The 18356-nt window shown below is 72.1% G+C and carries 21 protein-coding genes; 11 read left to right on the top strand and 10 right to left on the bottom strand.

Going from position 1 to position 18356, the window contains the following annotated elements; genetic code table 11:
* Positions 1-172 precede the first annotated feature (172 nt).
* Complete coding sequence (locus CEB94_RS02715) at positions 173-1054, top strand: universal stress protein (protein ID WP_175430625.1); 882 nt, start codon at positions 173-175, stop codon at positions 1052-1054.
* 13 nt (positions 1055-1067) lie between these two features.
* Here CEB94_RS02715 and CEB94_RS02710 read toward each other — a convergent pair whose 3' ends face one another.
* From CEB94_RS02710 to CEB94_RS02700, 3 genes are all read right to left on the bottom strand, one after another.
* On the bottom strand, positions 1068-2300 hold the full coding sequence (locus tag CEB94_RS02710; protein WP_175430624.1) for a DUF4032 domain-containing protein: 1233 nt from the start codon (positions 2298-2300) through the stop codon (positions 1068-1070).
* A 41-nt stretch (positions 2301-2341) separates the two neighbouring features.
* Positions 2342-3088 carry an MBL fold metallo-hydrolase gene (locus CEB94_RS02705; RefSeq protein ID WP_175430623.1) on the bottom strand — a complete coding sequence of 249 codons (747 nt, stop codon included), beginning with the start codon at positions 3086-3088 and terminating at the stop codon, positions 2342-2344.
* 113 nt (positions 3089-3201) lie between these two features.
* Positions 3202-3825: an alpha-ketoglutarate-dependent dioxygenase AlkB gene (locus CEB94_RS02700; RefSeq protein WP_175430622.1), complete on the bottom strand. Its 624-nt coding sequence runs from the start codon at positions 3823-3825 to the stop codon at positions 3202-3204.
* 102 nt (positions 3826-3927) lie between these two features.
* Between CEB94_RS02700 and CEB94_RS02695 the strand changes: the two genes are divergently transcribed.
* Positions 3928-4566 (top strand): TetR/AcrR family transcriptional regulator, encoded by a 639-nt coding sequence (locus CEB94_RS02695; RefSeq protein ID WP_175430621.1) that lies wholly within the window; start codon positions 3928-3930, stop codon positions 4564-4566.
* A gap of 17 nt (positions 4567-4583) precedes the next feature.
* Positions 4584-6257 carry an FAD-binding dehydrogenase gene (locus CEB94_RS02690; protein WP_175430620.1) on the top strand — a complete coding sequence of 558 codons (1674 nt, stop codon included), beginning with the start codon at positions 4584-4586 and terminating at the stop codon, positions 6255-6257.
* Positions 6258-6279: 22 nt separating this feature from the next.
* Here CEB94_RS02690 and CEB94_RS02685 read toward each other — a convergent pair whose 3' ends face one another.
* Positions 6280-6630 carry a DUF488 domain-containing protein gene (locus CEB94_RS02685; protein ID WP_175430619.1) on the bottom strand — a complete coding sequence of 117 codons (351 nt, stop codon included), beginning with the start codon at positions 6628-6630 and terminating at the stop codon, positions 6280-6282.
* 143 nt (positions 6631-6773) lie between these two features.
* Here CEB94_RS02685 and CEB94_RS02680 point away from each other — a divergent pair, with 143 nt between their 5' ends.
* A complete protein-coding gene (locus CEB94_RS02680) occupies positions 6774-7217 on the top strand; it encodes a DUF6098 family protein (protein WP_175430618.1) in 444 nt (147 codons plus the stop codon).
* A gap of 90 nt (positions 7218-7307) precedes the next feature.
* Here CEB94_RS02680 and CEB94_RS02675 read toward each other — a convergent pair whose 3' ends face one another.
* Entirely contained in the window at positions 7308-7562 is a 255-nt protein-coding gene (locus tag CEB94_RS02675) for a WhiB family transcriptional regulator (RefSeq protein ID WP_175430617.1), read from the bottom strand.
* Between the two features lie 100 nt (positions 7563-7662).
* On the bottom strand, positions 7663-8880 hold the full coding sequence (locus tag CEB94_RS02670; protein ID WP_175430616.1) for a saccharopine dehydrogenase family protein: 1218 nt from the start codon (positions 8878-8880) through the stop codon (positions 7663-7665).
* A gap of 115 nt (positions 8881-8995) precedes the next feature.
* Between CEB94_RS02670 and CEB94_RS02665 the strand changes: the two genes are divergently transcribed.
* Complete coding sequence (locus tag CEB94_RS02665; protein WP_175430615.1) at positions 8996-9715, top strand: TetR/AcrR family transcriptional regulator; 720 nt, start codon at positions 8996-8998, stop codon at positions 9713-9715.
* Between the two features lie 13 nt (positions 9716-9728).
* On the opposite strand, the gene CEB94_RS02660 is transcribed toward CEB94_RS02665, so the two are convergent.
* Complete coding sequence (locus tag CEB94_RS02660) at positions 9729-10628, bottom strand: LysR family transcriptional regulator ArgP (protein WP_175436858.1); 900 nt, start codon at positions 10626-10628, stop codon at positions 9729-9731.
* 69 nt (positions 10629-10697) lie between these two features.
* Between CEB94_RS02660 and CEB94_RS02655 the strand changes: the two genes are divergently transcribed.
* Both CEB94_RS02655 and CEB94_RS02650 read left to right on the top strand, forming a co-directional pair.
* Entirely contained in the window at positions 10698-11315 is a 618-nt protein-coding gene (locus CEB94_RS02655) for a LysE/ArgO family amino acid transporter (RefSeq protein WP_175430614.1), read from the top strand.
* 115 nt (positions 11316-11430) lie between these two features.
* Positions 11431-12714 (top strand): MFS transporter, encoded by a 1284-nt coding sequence (locus CEB94_RS02650; RefSeq protein WP_175430613.1) that lies wholly within the window; start codon positions 11431-11433, stop codon positions 12712-12714.
* A 4-nt stretch (positions 12715-12718) separates the two neighbouring features.
* Here the strand turns inward: CEB94_RS02650 and CEB94_RS02645 are convergent, their stop codons facing one another.
* From CEB94_RS02645 to CEB94_RS02635, 3 genes are all read right to left on the bottom strand, one after another.
* Positions 12719-13174 carry a cyclic nucleotide-binding domain-containing protein gene (locus tag CEB94_RS02645; protein WP_175430612.1) on the bottom strand — a complete coding sequence of 152 codons (456 nt, stop codon included), beginning with the start codon at positions 13172-13174 and terminating at the stop codon, positions 12719-12721.
* A gap of 274 nt (positions 13175-13448) precedes the next feature.
* Positions 13449-14918, bottom strand: coding sequence for an aminotransferase class I/II-fold pyridoxal phosphate-dependent enzyme (locus CEB94_RS02640; protein WP_175430611.1), 1470 nt, complete (start codon positions 14916-14918; stop codon positions 13449-13451).
* Between the two features lie 47 nt (positions 14919-14965).
* Positions 14966-15187 carry a hypothetical protein gene (locus CEB94_RS02635; RefSeq protein WP_175430610.1) on the bottom strand — a complete coding sequence of 74 codons (222 nt, stop codon included), beginning with the start codon at positions 15185-15187 and terminating at the stop codon, positions 14966-14968.
* 272 nt (positions 15188-15459) lie between these two features.
* Between CEB94_RS02635 and CEB94_RS02630 the strand changes: the two genes are divergently transcribed.
* The 4 genes from CEB94_RS02630 to CEB94_RS02615 all read left to right on the top strand — a co-directional run bounded on the left by CEB94_RS02630 (position 15460) and on the right by CEB94_RS02615 (position 18336).
* Positions 15460-15894, top strand: coding sequence for an ATP-binding protein (locus tag CEB94_RS02630; protein WP_175430609.1), 435 nt, complete (start codon positions 15460-15462; stop codon positions 15892-15894).
* Between the two features lie 201 nt (positions 15895-16095).
* A complete protein-coding gene (locus CEB94_RS02625; protein WP_175430608.1) occupies positions 16096-16959 on the top strand; it encodes a SigB/SigF/SigG family RNA polymerase sigma factor in 864 nt (287 codons plus the stop codon).
* A 28-nt stretch (positions 16960-16987) separates the two neighbouring features.
* Entirely contained in the window at positions 16988-17251 is a 264-nt protein-coding gene (locus CEB94_RS02620) for a DUF5133 domain-containing protein (RefSeq protein WP_175430607.1), read from the top strand.
* Positions 17252-17499: 248 nt separating this feature from the next.
* Entirely contained in the window at positions 17500-18336 is an 837-nt protein-coding gene (locus CEB94_RS02615) for a DUF1206 domain-containing protein (RefSeq protein WP_175430606.1), read from the top strand.
* Positions 18337-18356: the final 20 nt, after the last annotated feature.

Raw genomic sequence — 18356 nt, 5'->3', positions numbered from 1 at the left:
TCCCCCACACCGGGCGGTCGACTCACGGCACGGCGTCCCCGGGGCACCGTGCCGACCTTTGCCCATCGTATGTTCGATCGCCACGCAGCGCTCCGACACGGAGATCGGCTCCGGCGGGCGTAGTGAAGACTGGGCGGCGGCAGGTAGTGACCGTGACTAGGGAGGCAGCGGGATGACACGCCCGATCACCGCAGGGGTCGACGGATCGCAGGAGAGCCTCGCGGCCCTCGGCTGGGCGGCGCGGGAGGCGGTGCGGCGTGACCGGCCGCTGCGCGTGGTGCACGCCTGGCGGGCCCAGCCGCAGCAGGCGCTCGAAGCGGGGATCGAGGGGGACGCGGACAGCCAGGCCGAGTGGGTGCACAGCGCGGTGAACGAGGCCGTCGGGACCGTCACCGAACGGCATCCGGACCTCGCGGTGACCACCGATGTCATCGAGGGCCCGGTGGCCGACACCCTGGTCGCCGCCGCGGCCGAGGCCGAGACGCTGGTGCTGGGCTCGCGCGGGCACGGCCGCATCCTCGGATTCCTGCTCGGCTCGGTCGGCCAGCAGGTGATCGCCGCGGCCACCCGGCCCGTGGTGCTCGTCCGGGCCGGCGACCAGCCCTCGTCCGAGGCGGCCGGGCGCGAGATCGTCGTCGGCCAGCAGGGCGACCCCGAGGACAGCGCCGACGCGCTGCGCTTCGCCTTCGAGACGGCCGCCGCGCGCGGGGCGACGGTGCGGGTCGTGCGGGCCTGGAACCTGCCGCCCGTCTTCGCCTACAGCCCCGGCTCGCTGAAGCTGCTCGACGAGGCCGGGGGCCTGGAGCCGTACGAGAAGAAGAGCCTGGCCGCCGCGGTCCGGCCCTGGCGGGAACGCTTCCCCGGCGTGCGGGTGGAGGAGCACGTGGAGATGGGCAGTGCGAGTCAGGTGCTGCTGTCGGTGGCCGGGACGGCCCAGCTGATGGTCGTCGGACGCCGGGTCCACCGCACGGCCGTCGGGGCCCGCATCGGCTCGGTGGCCCACGGGATGCTGCACCACGCGGACTGCCCGGTGGCGGTGGTGCCGCACGGGTGACGGCTCCGGGGCCTCACTCCGCCGTCGGCTGCAGCGTCTTGCGCGCCTTGGGCAGGATGTTCTTGATGTAGTCCTCGACGGCCGTCTCGATGCCGATGTCGTGCTGGGCCCGCTCGGACATGTACCAGCGGTGTTCGAGGAGCTGGTGGTAGATCTCCGCCGGGTCCATCGCGCCGCGCAGTTCGGGCGGCACGGCCCGCACGGTCGGCCGGAACACCTCTCGCACCCAGCGGTGGGCCAGCACCTCGGGGCGGGCTCCCAGGGGGTCGCCCGGCGCGTAGTCGTCCTGGGTGGCCATCCAGCTCTCCAGGTCGTTCAGCAGCCGCCGGGCCTGGTTCTCCTCCGTGTCCAGGCCGGTCAGGCGCAGCAGCTGCCGCTGGTGGTGGCCCGCGTCGACGACCTTGGGCACGAAGCTGACCGTGTCGCCGTTCGAGGCGTGCTCGATCTGCATCTCGGCGACGTCGAAACCGAGGTCGTTCAGGCGCCGGATCCGGCGTTCGATGTAGTGGTACTTGCCGGCCGGGTAGACGGAGGCCCGGGTCAGCTCGTCCCACAGGCCGCGGTAGCGGGCGCAGATCTCCATGCCGAACTCGATCGGGTCCACCGACGGGTGCAGCGCCCCCGAGGCCTCCAGGTCCAGCAGCTCCCCGCTGATGTTCACCCGGGCGAGGTCGAGGTCGTAGTCCCGCTGCCCGGTGCTGAGCTGCGGATGCAGGTCACCGGTCTCGGCGTCGACCAGGTAGGCGGCGAAGGCGCCCGCGTCGCGCCGGAAGAGGGTGTTGGACAGTGAGCAGTCGCCCCAGGCGAACCCGGCGAGATGCAGTCGCACCAGGAGCACGGCGAGCGCGTCCATCAGCCGGTGCATGGTGGCCGGGCGCATGGTCGTCTCGAACATCGAGCGGTACGGCATCGAGCCGCCCAGGTGCCGGGTGACCAGGACGCTCTCCAGCGGGGCGCCGCTCGCGTCGGTCCGGCCGGTGACCACGGCCAGCGGGTCCACCGCCGGGATGCCGATCCGGTCGAGGTCGCGCAGCAGCTCGTACTCGCGCAGCGCGGGCCGCTCGGCCAGCTCCTTGACGGCGATCACCTCGTCGCCGGCCCGGGAGTAGCGCACCACGTGCCGGGAGATGCCGCGCGGCAGCGGGACGAGGTACTCCTCCGGCCAGTCCTCCAGGGGAAGGTGCCACGGCAGCTCCAGCAGAAGCGCGGGATGCTCCGGGTTGGTCGCGCTGATCTGAAGTGCCATGAGCCGGGTGTCCTTGTCTCGCCGCTGATCGTCACCTCAGACTAGAGGGCGCGCTCCCGGGCCCGGTGTGCGGCGCCCTTCAACGAACCGCGGTGGACCGGACCGTGCCCGGGCAGCAGCAGCTCGCCCTCCAGCTCCGCGAGGACGTCCAGGGAGGCCACGGCACGCGGACGTTCGTGGTGGAACATGTCCGGCAGCAGTTGCGGCCCGTCGACCCGCGAGGTGGGGTGCCCGCTGACCAGGGCGTCGCCGGAGACGAGCACGCCGGTGCCCGGCAGGTGGTAGGCGCAGTGCCCGTCGGTGTGGCCGGGCGTGTGGACCGGCACGGGCCGCCCGGGCAGGTCCAGGGCGCCCGCCGCCGGGAACGGCTCGGGAGCTGTGACGGGGTTGTGCGTCGTGCCGCCGGAGCGCAGCGCGTGCACGACCCACGGCAGCACCCCGGGGCGCCAGCCGTTCTTCAGCACCGTCCCGACGGACACCTGATGCAGGAAGTCGCGGCGCGCGTGCGGTACTTCGGCCTCGTGCAGGTACACGGGCGTGCTGTACGTGGCGCGCAGGTACTCGGCGGAACCCAGGTGGTCGTTGTGCGCGTGCGTGATCAGCACCGCCGCGACCGCCTCCGGGGAGCTTCCCACCTCCGCGAGCGAGGCGAGGAGCTGCTCCCGGTCGCCGGGGTAGCCGGTGTCGACGAGGGTGACGGCATCCCCCTCCGCGAGGATCACCCAGTTGGTGTTGGAGCCGTGCGCCAGGTAGGTGCCGTCCGCGACTTGGTGTACGTCTGCCCGCATGATCGCCCCGCATTGGTGTGGTCCCAGCCCGACGAGAGAAGGAAAGCAGACCCCACGGCGCGTGGAATGGCCGGGTCCGCCTCAACGGACGGGCAGGGCATGGCCCTTGGGACTCACCGCACGCCGTGTGGGCGGAACTGGATGCTGATGCGCGGCTCCGTGGCACGTGCGCTCTTGGGGATCGCGTGCTCCCAGGTGCGCTGGCAGGAGCCGCCCATCACGATGAGGTCGCCGTGGCCCAGGGGCCGGCGCACGGTGTCCCGACCGCCTCCGGCGGGGCGCAGCAGCAGGTCCCGGGGCGCCCCCACGGACAGGATCGCGACCATCGTGTCCTCGCGCGCACCGCGCCCGATCCGGTCGCCGTGCCAGGCGACACTGTCCCGGCCGTCGCGGTAGTAGCACAGTCCGGCCGTGGTGAACGGCTCTCCCAGTTCCTCGCGGTAGTGGGCGCTCAACGCGTCCCGCGCGTCGTGCAGCACGGGGTGCGGCAGCCGGTCGTCCACGCCGTAGAACGCGAGCAGGCGGGGGACGTCGACCACGTTGTCGTACATCTTGCGCCGCTCCGCCCGCCACGGGACCTCCGCGGCCAGCTGTTCGAACAGTTCGTCCGAGCCGCTGAGCCACCCGGGGAGCACGTCGAGCCAGGCGCCGAAGCCGAGGTGGGTACGGCTGATCCCGTCCAGAGGGCCGAGGCGCAGCTCGTCGGCCTGGTCGAAAAGGGAGCCCTGGAGGTGCATGCGGCCAGCGTACCTCCGTATCGAAAGTGTGTTCCATCGGAAACCCGCCCTTTCGATACACCGGTGTATCCAATACAGTCATGTATCGAAAGGGGGCCGGGCATGGCTGTCGAGGGAAGCACCGGGCGCGTGACCAGGCGCCGTGTCCACACCCGCGCCAACCTCCTGGACGCGGCGTTCTCCGTGTTCGCGGCCAAGGGCTTCGGGCACGTGTCCATCGAGGAGGTCTGCGAGGCCGCCGGCTACAGCAGGGGCGCCTTCTACTCCAACTTCTCCAGCCTCGACGAGCTGTTCTTCGCCCTGTACCAGGAGCGCGCCGAGCTGATCGCGGAGCAGGTGTCCGGGGCCCTCGCCCTCGACGGGCCCGACCTCGACGTGCCCGCCGCCGTGGACCGCGTCACCGACGTGCTGCTCCTCGACCGCGACTGGCTCCTGGTGAAGACGGACTTCCTCGTGCACGCCGCCCGCGACCCGGAGGTGGCACGGAGCCTGCTCGAACACCGCGCGCGGCTGCGGCAGGCCATCGCCGACCGGCTCGGCCGGGCCCGCGGGCACACCGCACTGCCCGCCGTACTGGGCGACACCGACGGCGCCGCCCGTGCCGTGGTCGCCGCGTACGACGGCGTCACCACGCAACTGCTGCTGGACCGGGACCTGGAGCACGCCCGCGCCTGGCTGAAGCAACTGCTCACGGCCCTGCTGACCGACGGCAGCGGCACCCTCGATCACACGAAGAACTGAAGAAGGGAACGGTCGCCATGGATGCCGATGTCATCGTCGTCGGAGCGGGCCTCGCCGGGCTGGTCGCGGCGCACGAACTGACCAGCAGGGGCCGCAGGGTCGCCCTCGTCGACCAGGAGAACGCGGGCAACCTCGGTGGCCAGGCCTTCTGGTCCTTCGGCGGACTGTTCATCGTCGGCTCGCCCGAGCAGCGGCGCCTGGGCATCAAGGACTCCTTCGACCTCGCCTGGAGCGACTGGCGGGGCAGCGCGGGCTTCGACCGGCTGGAGGACGAGGACTCCTGGGCCGTGCGCTGGGCCCGCGCCTACGTCGAGTTCGCCGCGGGGGAGAAGCGGTCCTGGCTCGACGGGCACGGCATCACGTTCCTGCCCACCGTCGGCTGGGCCGAGCGCGGCGACCTCACGGCGCACGGGCACGGCAACAGCGTGCCCCGCTTCCACGTCGCCTGGGGCACCGGCACCGGCGTCGTCGAACCGTTCGTGCGGTACGCCGAGCAGGCCGCCCGCGACGGCCTGCTCACCTTCCACCACCGCCACCGCGTCGACGCCCTCGTCGTCGAGAACGGCACCGCCAGGGGCGTGCGCGGCACGGTCCTCGCCGAGGACTCCGCCCCCCGCGGCGTCGCCTCCAGCCGCGAGGCGATCGGCGAGTTCGAACTCACCGCCCAGGCCGTCATCGTCACCAGCGGCGGCATCGGCGCGAACCACGACATCGTCCGCCGCTACTGGCCCGAACGCCTCGGCACCCCGCCCCGCGAGATGGTCACCGGCGTCCCGGCCTACGTCGACGGGCGGATGCTCGACATCAGCGCCGAGGCGGGCGTCCGGCTGGTCAACCGCGACCGCATGTGGCACTACACCGAGGGCCTGCAGAACTGGGACCCGATCTGGCCCGGCCACGGTATCCGCATCCTGCCCGGACCGTCCTCGATGTGGTTCGACGCCCTCGGCCGCCGCCTGCCCGGGCCCTGCCTGCCCGGCTACGACACCCTCGGCACCCTGAAGCACTTGCGCACCACCGAGGACATCGCCGGGTACGACCACTCCTGGTTCATCCTCACGCAGAAGATGATCGAGAAGGAGTTCGCCCTGTCGGGCTCGGAGCAGAACCCCGACATCACCGCCAAGGACCGCGCCGGATTCCTCAAGGAACGCATCCTCGGCAAGGGCGCGCCCGGACCGGTCGACGCGTTCCTGCGCAAGGGCGCCGACTTCGTGACCGCGTCCGGCGTCGAACAGCTCGTCGCGAAGATGAACGACCTCACCGACGAGCCGCTCCTCGACGCGGCCGGGATCAAGCGCCAGATCGAGGCCCGCGACCTGCAGATCGCCAACCCCTACGCCAAGGACGCCCAGGTGCAGGGCATCCGCAACGCCCGCCGCTACATCGGCGACCGCCTGGGCCGGGTCGCCACCCCGCACCGCATCCTCGACCCGGCGGCCGGGCCGCTGATCGGCGTCAAGCTGCACATCCTCACCCGCAAGACCCTCGGCGGAATCCAGACCGACCTCGACTCCCGCGCCCTGGGGACCGACGGCAAGCCGGTCGAGGGGCTGTACGCGGCCGGCGAGGTCGCCGGATTCGGCGGTGGCGGCGTGCACGGCTACAACGCCCTGGAGGGCACCTTCCTCGGCGGCTGCCTCTTCTCGGGCCGGGCGGCGGGCCGGGCGGCGGCCAAGCAGAGCGCCTGACCCCGTCGGACGGCCCGCTCCGTCAGGATTCGAGGAGGCGGGCCAGCACGGTGGCGTGACTCCGCTCAGGCGTCTTCGACGCCGTCAGCAGGGTCACGTCGCCCTTGCCGGCCAGCTCACGCACACCGTCAAGCGCCTCGGAAGCCTCGTCGGCGGCGAGCTCCGCCTCGTACCGCTCGGCGAACTCCTCGTACGAGCCTTCGCCCGCGTGGTACCAGCGGCGCAGCTCCGTCGACGGGGTGACGGCCTTGGGCCACTCGTCCACCCGAGCCGCGTCCTTGGCCAGTCCGCGCGGCCACAGCCGGTCGACCAGGACTCGCACTCCGTCCTCCGGCTGGGCAGGGTCGTAGACACGGCGCACGCGCACGCTCATGTTCGGCTCCTTTCCGCGGGTGGTACGGGTGTGCCGCGAGCCTAACCCCGGCCGAGGCCCGGCACCGTCGGCGAACGGCCGATTCCGCTCGTGCCGGGCGGGTACTCCGTCCGCTTGGCGGCGTCGAGGAAGGAGGTCATGACATGAGTGCATCGGACGGCCTGCCGGTCGTGCGCACTCTCGACGAACTCGCCGAGCTCGTGGAACGGCACCAGGGCCTGTACGTCCGCTGGTCGCGCGGCCCGGAGATCGATCTCCGCAAGGCGTCCAGCACCGACGACCTGACCGGCGTGTCCCTGCCGGGCCTGTCCGCCAACCCGCTCGGCGTCGAGGAGTGGTGGGAGGACCGGCCGGTCCGCGTGTGGGTGGCCCGCCGCCTGCACGACTACGCCCATCTGCCGCACGACAAGGGGCCGGGGGTGCACCCCTGGGTGCTCGCCGGCCAGGAGGCCGCCCGCGGCCCCGACAACGAACCGCTGGTCACCGACGTCCGCCCGATGTGCTGGATCGACCAGCGGGTCATCGACGAGGCGAAGGCGGAGGTGGCCCGGCAGGAGAACCCCTGGGGACCGCTGCGGCGCGGCTAGGGGGCTTCTGACGGATCTCCTCGATGTCCACGAGATCCGTCAAAAGCCCCCTGGGTCCCCGGGGGCTGTCCCCAGAGGTGGCGGCCGGTGTCAGCCGGAGCGGCGCTGGGCCGCTGTGCGGCGCTTCAGCGCACGCCGTTCGTTCTCGCTCGTCCCGCCCCACACGCCGATGGACTGACCCGTGTCCAGGGCCCATTGCAGACACTGCTCCTGCACGGGGCAGCGCCGTCGGCACACCGCCTTGGCCTGCTCCGTCTGCAACAGAGCCGGGCCGGAGGTGCCGATCGGGAAGAAGAGCTCGGGGTCCTCGTGCCGACAGGCAGCGTGGTCTCGCCAGTTGTCCATCGAAGTCACCTGCATCGCATAGAAACGTGCTCTCTCGGACTTGCTCCTCTGCGGGTCACCTGTCGATGCGTGGTGAAACAGGGCGTTCCCGGACAGTCGTTCACTGCTCCCGCATGCCCCAGGGGGATCCGTAGTCCGTCAGCAGGTCCAGGAAGGGCCGGGCCGGGAAGGCCTCCGGGCCGAGCACGCCCGCACCCGACCAGGCGCCCGTGGCGAGGAGTTCGAGCGCGACCACGGGGTTGATCGCGGTCTGCCACACCACGGCCTGGGAGCCGTACTCCGCCATGGACCACTGGTTGTCGACCACGTGGTACAGGTACACCTCGCGCGACTCGCCGTCCTTCACGCCCCGCACCCACGTGCCCGCACACGTCTTGCCGTGCATCCGCTCGCCCAGCGTCGCCGGGTCGGGCAGGCATGCGGCGACCACGTCCCGGGGTGATACCGCCACCGGACCGTCCGGCCCGGGCACGGTCACCGGGGTGGTGCGGTCCAGGCCCAGCAGATGCAGTGTCCTCAGCGTCTCGACGAACTCCCGGCCCAGGCCGTACTTGAAGGTCACCCGGCGGGCGTCGACCCAGCGCGGGACGAGCAGCACCTCCTCGTGCTCGACGTTCACGCACTCGACCGGGCCGATGCCCTCGGGGAAGTCGAAGGCCTCGGGCTCGCTGAAGGGCTCGGTGGTGAACCAGCCCTTGCCCGACTCGTAGACGACCGGCGGGTTGAGGCACTCCTCGATGGTGGTCCAGATGCTGAAGGAGGGGGCGAAGTCGTAGCCGTCAACGGTCAGGTTCGCGCCGTCGCGGATGCCGATCTCCTCGATCTCGTCGAAGAGTTCGTCGGCGGCGTACCGCGCGAAGACGTCCGACAGGCCCGGCTCGACGCCCATGCCGACGACGGCCAGCAGCCCTTCCTTCTCCCAGTCGGCGGCCTGCGCGAACTGCTCGTCGCCGAGCTTGACCCCGCACTCCTCGTACGGCCGCTCGGTGTGCGGGCGGGACAGCGACATCGCCATGTCGAGATAGGTGGCGCCGGCGGCCCGGGCCGCGCGGAACAGGGGCATCACGAAGCGGGGGTCGGTGGCGTTGAGGAGGACGTCGCAGCGGTGCCAGGCGAGCAGGCGGGCCACGGCCGCCTCGTCACCCGCGTCCACCTGCTCGGCGGTGAACCGCGCGTCGCCGCCCAGCGCCGCGACGGCCGCCTCGGCCCGGTCGGGAGCGTAGTCGGCCACCACCATGGCCTCGAAGAACGGCCGCCGGGCCGCGATCCGGGTGATCGCCCCGCCCACACCACCGGCACCCACGAGCAGTACACGCATGACAGAAACTCCCTATTCGCGAAGAACGTGACGCGTCCTTGGAGAGATAGAACGCCGCCCTGTGTCATAAGGTCAATGGCGTTGGCATAAGGAGAGACGAAGGGAGGGAGACCGCGTGCCCAAGCCCGTGGTGCCCGAGGAGAAACGCCGCCGGCGCAGGCCCACCCGGAGCGGCACCGTGCTGTCCGAGGAACTGATCGTCGAGACCGCGCTGCGCATGCTGCGCGAACACGGCAGCGCGGGACTGACCGCCCGCCGGCTGGGCCTCGCCCTGGACGCCGACCCGAGCACGCTCTACCGCTACTTCCGGGGCATGGACGACCTGACCCTCGCCATCGGCGACGCGCTCATCGGCCAGGCCCTGGCGGGCTGGCGGCCCACGGGGGAGTGGCGGGCGGACCTGCGGTCCTTCGGGCTGCGCATCCACGCCGCGTATCTCGCCCATCCCCAGGCCGCCCTGCTGACCACGAACCGCGTCACGGGCCGGGCCCATGAGCTGGCCGCCGACGAGACCGTCCTGGACGTCCTGCGCACGGCCGGCTTCCCACTGCACGACACCGTGCGCATCTACCACGCCTTCATCGACCAGACCCTGGCCTTCGCCGCGCTGGACGCCGCCTCACTGGCCCTGCCCAGCGACTCGCTCCACGCCGACGAGGACATGTGGCGCTCGACGTACGCCCGCCTGCCCGCCACCACCCATCCCCGCATCGCCGAGGCGGCGCCCCTGCTCGCCACCCGCATGCTCACCAGCGCCTATCCGACGGCCCTGGAGATGCTGCTGGACAGCGCGGCGGCCCGGCTGGAGGCCGTATCAGGGACCGAGCGGGCCTGAGCGGGCCTGAGCGTCAGGCGCGCAAAGCTTCCGCCGCGGTCGCCGTCACCGTCTTTGCCACCTGCGCCAGCGCCGGCGAGTCGAGCTTCCACTGCTGCCAGTACAGCGGCACGTCGACCACGCGGCCCGGGGCGATGCCGACGAGCCGGCCGTCGCCCAGCAGCGGATCCGCCTGGGGCTCCGGCACCAGACCCCAGCCCAGCCCGGCGGCGACGGCCTGGACGAAGCCCTCCGAGGTCGGCACGTAGTGCCGCAGCGCACTCGCGCCGCTTCGCCCCCGGGTGAGCCCGCGGACGAAACCGTCCTGGAAGTCGTCACGCCGGTCGAAGACCACCACGGGTACCTCCGTGAGCGCCTGCGCCAAGGGCCCGCCGAGGTGGCGCGCGGCGAACTCCGGCGCGGCCACGGGGTGGTAGCGCATCCGTCCGAGCGAGCGTACGGAGCAGCCGGGCACGGGGTCCGGCGACGAGGTCACCGCGGCCATCACCACGCCCTCCCGCAGCAGTGCCGCCGTGTGGTCCTCGTCCTCGCGGCGCAGCTCGAAGCAGAGCCGCAGTTCCTCCGGTACCCGCGTGAGGACGGGCAGGAACCAGGTGGCCAGCGAGTCCGCGTTCACCGCGACCGACACCCGGATCGGCTCCCCGGCGCCGCTCAGCCCGAGTTCCGCATAGGCGTCGTGCTCCAGCCGCGCCACCTGGCGGGCCAGCCGCACCAGCACCTCGCCCGACTCGGTCGGCCGCACCGGCTTGGTCCGCAGCAGCAGGACCCGCCCCGTGCGCTGCTCCAGCGCCTTCACTCGCTGGCTGATCGCCGACGGCGTCACGTGCAGCGCGGCCGCCGCCGCGTCGAACGTCCCCTCGTCCACGACGGCCAGCAGGGTCCGCACCTGGTCCAGCGGGAGATCCGTCATCATCACGAGCGCTAATGATACGTAAGAATCCTTAGCTGGACCCGGGCCGGGCGTATCCGTAGCGTCGACGCCATGACCAGCACCTTCACCGCGGGCGCCGCCGGTTTCGGCACCGGACTGTCCCTCATCGTCGCCATCGGCGCCCAGAACGCCTTCGTTTTGCGCCAGGGGATCCGCCGCCAGGCCGTCCTCGCCGTGGTCGCCATCTGCGCCCTGTCGGACGCGGCGCTCATCGCGCTCGGGGTCGGCGGCGTCGGCGCGGTGGTGGTGAAGTGGCCGGGCGTGCTGACGGCGGTCGGCTGGATCGGCGGCGCGTTCCTGCTGGGCTACGGCGCCCTGGCCGCCCGCCGCGTGTTCCGGCCCGGCGGCGAGGCGCTGAGGACTCAGGGGGAGGCGGCCGGATCGGTGCGCCGGGCCGTGCTCACCTGCCTCGCGATGACCTGGCTCAACCCCCACGTCTACCTCGACACCGTGTTCCTGCTGGGCTCCGTCGCCGCCGACCACGGTTCGCTGCGCTGGACCTTCGGCCTCGGCGCGGTGCTGGCCAGCCTGTGCTGGTTCACCGCCCTCGGGTTCGGCGCCCGGATGCTCGGGCGCTTTCTCGCCAAGCCCGCCGCCTGGCGCGTTCTGGACGGCCTGGTCGCCGCCACCATGATCGTGCTCGGCGCGGTACTCATCCTCGGCAGCTGACACCTCGGCGCTGTACTCATTCTCGGCAGCTGACACCTCGGCCGCGGGACGCTCTTCGGCTGGTGCGATAGTGATCCCCGCCCGAAAGGTGTAGGGAGCATCGAGGAAGCGGCGCGTGGACACGAGCGAGAGCACAGCCGAAGAGCGGGAGCCCGGGCCCGAGGCGCCCCGCCGGCGGCGCTGGGCCATGGACACCCGCCCCCTGCGCCGCCCCGCCTACCGGCGCCTGTGGAGCTCGACCATCGTCACGGCCGTCGGCAGCCAGCTCACCGCCGTCGCCGTGCCCAAGCAGATCTACGACATCACCGGCTCCTCGGCGTGGGTGGGGGCCGCCGGCCTGGCCGGACTCGTGCCCCTGATCGTGTTCGCGCTGTGGGGCGGGGCGATCGCCGACGCCATGGACCGGCGCAAGCTGCTGCTGATCACCAACAGCGGCATCGCCGTCACCTCGCTGCTCTTCTGGCTGCAGGCCTTCGCCGGTCTGGAGTCGGTGACCGCGCTGATGCTGCTGCTCGCCGTGCAGCAGGCCTTCTGGGGCCTGAACGCGCCGGCCCGCAACGCCTCCATCGCCCGGCTCGTCCCCGAGGACGAACTGCCCGCCGCAAACGCCCTCGGCTCGACCGTGATGCAGACCGGACAGGTGGCCGGCCCGCTGCTCGCCGGTGCCCTCATCCCCGTCATCGGGCTGCCCGAGCTGTACCTCATCGACGCGCTGGCCCTGTGCGTGACGGTGTGGGCGGTGTACCGCCTGCCTTCGCTGCCGCCCCTGGCGGGCACGGCGGTGCGGCGCGCGGGCGTGAAGGAGATCGCCGCCGGTTTCCGCTACATCTCCGGGCACACCGTGCTGCTGCTGTCCTTCCTGGCCGACATCATCGCCATGGTCCTCGGCATGCCCCGCGCCCTGTTCCCGCAGCTCGCCTCACAGACCTACGCGCCGTACGGGGAAGGGCTCGCACTGGGCCTGCTCTTCGCGGCGATCCCCGTCGGCGCGGTCCTTGGCGGGCTGCTCTCCGGCACCTTCTCCCGGGCCCGGCGGCACGGCCGGCTGGTCATCGGGGCGGTCGTCGCCTGGGGCGTGGCCATCACGGGCTTCGGGCTGAGCCGCAACCTCTGGGTCGCGGTGGCCTTCCTCGCCCTCGCCGGGGTGGCCGACATGGTCTCCATGGTCTTCCGCGGGGCGATCCTGCTGTCCGCCGCCACCGACGAGATGCGCGGGCGCATGCAGGGCGTCTTCACCGTCGTCGTGGCGGGCGGCCCGCGCCTGGCCGACGTGCTGCACGGCACCGCTGGATCCGCCTTCGGCCCCCGCACGGCCGTCGTGGGCGGCGGACTGCTGGTGGTCGCGGTGATGCTGGTGCTGGCCGCCGCGGTGCCGGCGCTGCGGCGCTACCGCGTCTGACGTCTCACAGGACTCCGCGCCGGTGCAGCGTGTACTGCTCCATCAGCTTGCCCCGGGTCATCTCCAGCCGGTGCGCGAGCACCTCGGCGACGTTCCGCACCAGCATCATCCCCAGCTCCGGGTCCTCCCCGCACAGCCCCAGCACGGCCCCCGCGTCGAACTCGTAGGCCCGCACCGGGCTGAACGCCACCGCACCGAAGTCCCAGGTGTAGGGCGGGAACAGCCACGACCAGCCGAGCAGGTCGCCCGCGCCGAGGCTGGCCACGGTCACCCGCTGCAGGGAATTCACCTGCTGGTCCAGGGAGACGGCGCCGGAGCGGATGACCCAGAAGCGGTCGGCCGCGCCGTCCGCCTCGAAGATCCGGGCGTCCTCGGGGAAGGACACCTCCCGGGCGAGCGTCATCAGACGCTGCCGCTGGGGCGGAGGCAGGGCGGTCAGGAGTTTGATCGCTTTGGTCATGCGGAGCTCCTCGCCGGGCGGTTGCCTGCGGTGCTGTCCTAAGCCCATTTCAGCCGCTGGCGGGGCCGTGGGCACCTCGGCGTACAAGACTTCTTCCGACAGGCGGTCCGGGCATGAAAAAGCCCTGGCTGGACGGGGGAGACCAGCCAGGGCCGTAAGCGGTGGTGCGGAGGACGAGCAGTCGACTCCGTCACCACGTATGAATGAACCGTAAACCATCCAGGGGGCGTGCGCGCCCCCTGGACCGGGTTGCGTGACCTGATTCACGCCCGGGTCATCGCGCGAGCACCCGGACCGTCTCCAGCTCCGGGTCCTCGGGGTCAGGCAGGTGCATGCCCGCCTCCAGCCCCGTCCGCAGGTACGCCAGCACCGGCTCGGTGAGGCGTTCGCCCGGGAGGACCGCGGGGATGCCGGGGGGATACGGCGTGATCATCTCGGCCGCGACCCGCCCGGCCGCCTCCGCCACCGGCACGGTCTCGGCCGGGCCGAAGAACGCGTCCCGGGGCAGCACCGCCTGCTCCATCCGCAGCTCCGCCGGCGACGGCACCTCCACCCTCGGCGCCCTGGGCAGATCGCGCGCCGCCCGCGCGAGGTCCCGCAGCGCCTCCAGCAACTGCCCCGTGGTCTCCCGGTCGTCGCCATGGGTGATCTGAGCACCGATGCGGCGGTGGTCCACCAGGTGCGCGTCGATGTGCCGGTGCTCGCGCAGCCAGTCCGCCGCCTGGAAACCCGTGATCCCCAGTCCGGTGAGGTCGATGACGCCCGGCAGCGGGTCGAGGTCGTCGGACAGGCCCGGACCGCAGAAGTCGTCCCGGTCGTTGACGTGCAGTCCGTCGATCTCCTCGATGGCGGCCCGGGTCTCGGCCGCGAGGTCCAGCGCACCGCCCATCAGTTCCTTGCCGTGCAGCGCCATCTGCCGCCGCCAGCCGTCCAGGCCCGCGAAGATCAGCACCGAGGGGCTCGTGGTCCCCAGCAGGTCCGCCCGCATCCCCAGCAGCTCCGGCGGCACCAGATCGCCCTGGAGATGGAAGACCGAGCCCTGCTCCAGACCGCTGCCCATCTTGTGGATGCTGGTCACGCAGATGTCCGCGCCCGCGTCCATCGCCCAGGACGGCAGGCCGGGGTGGAACGGCAGATGCGCACCCCACGCCTCGTCGACGATCAGCGGCCGTGAGCGCCGGTGACACACGTCGGCGATCGCCCGCAGGTCCGCGCAGCCGCCGTACGGCGTGGGACTCGTGACCAGCGCGCCGCGCGCGTCCGGATGCGCGTCGAAAGCCCGGTCGAACTCCTCGGCGGACGGGGGATGAGCGAGATTCCGCTCGGCATCCCACCGGGGCTCGACCCAGACGGGCTCGATACCGGAGATGATCAGCCCCGCCACCACCGACTTGTGGGCGTCGCGCCCGACCAGCAGCTTCTCGTGCGGCCCCGCGACCGACAGCATCGCGGCCTTCACCGACAGGGAACTGCCGCACGTGCTGAAGAACGTGTGCGCGGCGTGCACCGCGTCGGCCATCAGCTCCTGGGCCCGTTGCAGCACCCGGCCCCGGGTGAGCCGGTCGTCCAGACCACCCGAGGCCAGCACGTCCCCGTGGAACACCGCGTCACCGAGGATCTCCCGGACCGCCGGATCAGCGCCGCGGGCCTGCTTGTGCCCGGGCGGCGTGAACGACAGATGCCCCTTGCGTCGGTACTCGTCGAGGGCTTCCAGAACCGGTGCTCGCGTGTGGTCGACTGTCATGCGCACCGGGTTCCCGGCGTGTGCCCCAGCAATCCGGCCCCACCCGGTCAGCCCTCAGGCGCGTGTTTGCCCGGGCTCACGATCTCGTCCAGCACCCGCAGCACCGCTTCGTAGGACATCCGCCGCACGGTCGCGTCCCGGGCCCCTTGCGGGTCGGTCGCGTCCAGTTCCTCGCTCCTGGTCCGCCACGTCCGCTCCTCCTGCGCCGCGCACTCCCTGGCCCGCTGGATGCGCCGCAGCAACTCGTCCGAATCCACTACATCCGTCATGCACACCGCGTACCCGCCCAGCGCGCGGAGATGGCACCGGCTCACGGCCGTTCGAGGTGCTTCTCGGGCCTTGCGGCCGCACCGGAGGTTTGCAGGTGCGGGGAGAGGTGAGCCGAAGAGTAGGACTGCGGCGCTCGCGCGATGCGCGCCCCGAACGCCGCGGCAGGTCGAGGCAAGCAGCGGGTCCGCGGGCCCCCGGGCAGTCCCGTGCGGGCAAGCCGCGGAACGCGGTCCGGACCCGGAATCCGTCTGTGCTGACAGGGAGCTGCAGAATGTGCGAGGAGCACATGATCGAATCCGTATTCGAGCCGCCCGGCGCTCACCGCGCCCGGCCGTGCAAACCCGCCGAGGCGCGCCGGGCCGTGGAGCGAGCCGTGGCCGAACGCTGCCGGACCACCCACACCCCGTGCGACACCGACGCCCTGTCCGACGCGCTGCTCGTCGCGTCGGAACTGACGACCAACGCGATCCTGCACGGCGGCGGTGTCACCGACTTCCAGGTGGACGTCGACGGCCCCGGTGTGCGCGTTTCGGTGAGCGACCGCAGTGACGCGCTGCCCGTGACCGTGCCACGCACCGACCCGCACGGACGGATGCGGCACGGCGGCCACGGCTGGCCCATCGTCTGCCGGCTCGCGCGCGACGTCCGGGTGTCGGACCTGCCCGCCGGGGGCAAGTGCATCACCGCTGTCGTACCCCTGTCCTGAACCCCCGTGAGCCGGTGCCCGACAGATTGCTCAGCAAAGCGGAGTTTGTACCACCGGGGGCAGGGCAGACGCAGTTTCGTGCTTCGGACCGGAGGCGCGCCAGCGGGAGCGGTATGACTGCCCCGGAGGCCGTCCAGGCGCATCCGGGCAGCGACCTTCCCGCGGTCAGTCCCTGAAACCACCGTTCAGGAGCGAATCCGCATGCTCATCGAAACGCCCACCCATCGTCCCGGCACGCCCGAAACGACGACCACCGCTTCCCGGCGGCGTCACGACGACGCCCCCGACACCGCCGCCCTCTTCGCCCGGATGGCGGAGCTGGAAGAGGGTCCCGAGCGGGAGGCCGTCCGCGACGAACTGGTCACCCTGTGGCTGCCCATGGCCCACCGCATCGCCGGCCGCTTCCGCGACCGCGGAGAGTCGATCGAGGATCTCCGGCAGGTCGCCGCACTGGGCTTGGTCAAGGCCATCGACCGGTTCGACCTGAGCCGGGGTGCCTTCGAAAGCTACGCCGTCCCCACCATCACCGGCGAGGTCAAGCGGCACTTCCGGGACCGCATGTGGGCCCTGCGAGTCCCCCGCCGCGTGCAGGAGCTGCGCAACAAGGTGCGAGTGGCACGCCGCGAGCTCACCCAGAACCCGGGCAGCCCCGAGCCGTCCGTGGCGGACATCGCCACCCACACCGGCCTGACCGAGGAAGAGGTCAACGCCGGGCTCGAGGCCCTGGACAGCTTCAGCACCCTGTCGCTGGACGCCGAGCTCTCGTCCGACGACGACGGCTACAGCCTCGCGGACACCCTCGGCGCGGCCGACTCGTCCTACGACATCGTCGTGGACCGCGAGTCCGCCAAGGAGGGCCTGCGCCGGCTGCCGGAACGCGAACGGGCCATCCTCTACATGCGCTTCTTCGAGGACATGACCCAGAGCCGCATCGCCGACCACCTCGGCATCTCCCAGATGCACGTCTCCCGCCTCATCAGCCGTAGCTGCGCCCGCGTGCGCGACGAGGTCCTGGGGCAGCGGACGGGCAACCGGGGAAGCGGTGACCCCTCCACGACGGCCTGACCATCCGACCCCAGAGGAGCGAACGACCATGCTGAGGCCCCACCCCGCCGTGCTGCGCCGACTCGTCGACGAGTACGAGGCCCTGGCGGCCGCCGAGGCCGCCCGCGGGCCGGCGGAGTCGAATCCCAGGGCACGCGACCTGGCGTACACGTTGTGTGTGTCCACCGGCACCCGGGACGTCAAGCGCGCCCTGGAAGCCGCCCACCAGTGGCTCGCGACCGCACCCGCACCGGTCCGCGAACCCGTTGCGGCGACGACCGGACAGCGCATGGCGGTCACGGAGCCCGCCTGATCCGCGTGCGCCACTGACGCGACGGGGAAGACGAGGCGGAACGAGGGCCCGGCCACGGCGGAAGCCGAGGCCGGGCCCGGTCGCGTCCTGCCACCGGCGCAACTCAAGCCGCACACGCCGGCCGGCGTCCTGGTGAACCGCGCCGCTGGAGGGACAGCGCCCGGCCTGGAACTGGAATCCCCTGGTCCGGAGGCTGCGCCGGGTGTGTGGACGCCGACCCGGGGCATCCGGACTCCCGGGAGGTCCACATGAACACGAGTGCGATGGCACAGAGCGGCCGGTTCCGGGCGCGGCGGATGGCGCGGGGCTCGGTGACCGAGGGGGCGGCCCGGGCGGGTTTCGCCGCCCGGGGCGTGATCTATCTGCTCGTCGGGGCGCTGGCCCTGCAGATCGCCTTCGGCGGCACCGGCCGGCAGGCCGACCGCGGGGGAGCGCTGCAGGAACTGGCGCAGAAGCCGTTCGGTGCGGTGCTGCTGTGGGCGCTGGGCATCGGGCTCGTCGGAATGGCCCTGTGGCGGCTGTCCGAGGCGCTCTTCGGCTCGGTCGGCAAGGACGGCCGCAGCGCACGCAAGCGCCTGATGGCAACGGCCCGCTTCGCCTTCTACGTCTTCGTCGCGTACTCGGTACTGTCGTTCGCGGTCAGCCGCCATCAGAGCGGCGGATCCAGCGACCAGCAGTCCCGGGACGCCACGGCCAGGATTCTGGAGATACCCGCAGGCCAGTGGCTGGTCGGTGCCGCCGGGGTCGCGATCGTCGTGGCCGGCGGCTGGATCGCCGTACGCGCGGTGCTGCGCAAGTACCACGACAAGCTCCGGCTGGGTCAGATGAGCCACCGGACGCGGCAGCTGGTGGACGTCACCGGCGTGGCCGGCGGCGCGGCCCGCGGGCTGGTCTTCGCGGTGGCCGGGGTCTTCGCCGTCCGCGCCGCCGTCGACTACGAACCCGACCGGGCCAAGGGCCTGGACGACACCCTGCGCTCCTTCGCCGACACCCCCCTCGGCCCCTGGCTGCTGGTTTGCGTCGCGGCCGGTCTGGTGCTCTTCGGAGTGTTCTCCTTCGCCATGGCCCGGTGGCGACGCGTCTGAGTCGCGTCTTGCGGGGAACA

The sequence above is a fragment of the Streptomyces hawaiiensis genome (genome assembly GCF_004803895.1).
Classification (GTDB): domain Bacteria; phylum Actinomycetota; class Actinomycetes; order Streptomycetales; family Streptomycetaceae; genus Streptomyces; species Streptomyces hawaiiensis.
This window is presented reverse-complemented; position numbering and strand designations above follow the sequence as displayed.

What these genes read in the sequence shown, in the direction of transcription:
- CEB94_RS02655 (WP_175430614.1), top strand. Translation starts at nt 10,698, where the DNA reads ATGACCAGCACCTTCACCGCGGGCGCCGCCGGTTTCGGCACCGGACTG.
- CEB94_RS02695 (WP_175430621.1), top strand. Translation starts at nt 3,928, where the DNA reads ATGGCTGTCGAGGGAAGCACCGGGCGCGTGACCAGGCGCCGTGTCCAC.
- CEB94_RS02675 (WP_175430617.1), bottom strand. Translation starts at nt 7,562, where the DNA reads ATGGACAACTGGCGAGACCACGCTGCCTGTCGGCACGAGGACCCCGAG.
- CEB94_RS02685 (WP_175430619.1), bottom strand. Translation starts at nt 6,630, where the DNA reads ATGAGCGTGCGCGTGCGCCGTGTCTACGACCCTGCCCAGCCGGAGGAC.
- CEB94_RS02640 (WP_175430611.1), bottom strand. Translation starts at nt 14,918, where the DNA reads ATGACAGTCGACCACACGCGAGCACCGGTTCTGGAAGCCCTCGACGAG.
- CEB94_RS02645 (WP_175430612.1), bottom strand. Translation starts at nt 13,174, where the DNA reads ATGACCAAAGCGATCAAACTCCTGACCGCCCTGCCTCCGCCCCAGCGG.
- CEB94_RS02690 (WP_175430620.1), top strand. Translation starts at nt 4,584, where the DNA reads ATGGATGCCGATGTCATCGTCGTCGGAGCGGGCCTCGCCGGGCTGGTC.
- CEB94_RS02700 (WP_175430622.1), bottom strand. Translation starts at nt 3,825, where the DNA reads ATGCACCTCCAGGGCTCCCTTTTCGACCAGGCCGACGAGCTGCGCCTC.
- CEB94_RS02710 (WP_175430624.1), bottom strand. Translation starts at nt 2,300, where the DNA reads ATGGCACTTCAGATCAGCGCGACCAACCCGGAGCATCCCGCGCTTCTG.
- CEB94_RS02715 (WP_175430625.1), top strand. Translation starts at nt 173, where the DNA reads ATGACACGCCCGATCACCGCAGGGGTCGACGGATCGCAGGAGAGCCTC.
- CEB94_RS02705 (WP_175430623.1), bottom strand. Translation starts at nt 3,088, where the DNA reads ATGCGGGCAGACGTACACCAAGTCGCGGACGGCACCTACCTGGCGCAC.
- CEB94_RS02625 (WP_175430608.1), top strand. Translation starts at nt 16,096, where the DNA reads ATGCTCATCGAAACGCCCACCCATCGTCCCGGCACGCCCGAAACGACG.
- CEB94_RS02635 (WP_175430610.1), bottom strand. Translation starts at nt 15,187, where the DNA reads ATGACGGATGTAGTGGATTCGGACGAGTTGCTGCGGCGCATCCAGCGG.
- CEB94_RS02670 (WP_175430616.1), bottom strand. Translation starts at nt 8,880, where the DNA reads ATGCGTGTACTGCTCGTGGGTGCCGGTGGTGTGGGCGGGGCGATCACC.
- CEB94_RS02660 (WP_175436858.1), bottom strand. Translation starts at nt 10,628, where the DNA reads ATGATGACGGATCTCCCGCTGGACCAGGTGCGGACCCTGCTGGCCGTC.
- CEB94_RS02630 (WP_175430609.1), top strand. Translation starts at nt 15,460, where the DNA reads ATGTGCGAGGAGCACATGATCGAATCCGTATTCGAGCCGCCCGGCGCT.
- CEB94_RS02680 (WP_175430618.1), top strand. Translation starts at nt 6,774, where the DNA reads ATGAGTGCATCGGACGGCCTGCCGGTCGTGCGCACTCTCGACGAACTC.
- CEB94_RS02620 (WP_175430607.1), top strand. Translation starts at nt 16,988, where the DNA reads ATGCTGAGGCCCCACCCCGCCGTGCTGCGCCGACTCGTCGACGAGTAC.
- CEB94_RS02615 (WP_175430606.1), top strand. Translation starts at nt 17,500, where the DNA reads ATGAACACGAGTGCGATGGCACAGAGCGGCCGGTTCCGGGCGCGGCGG.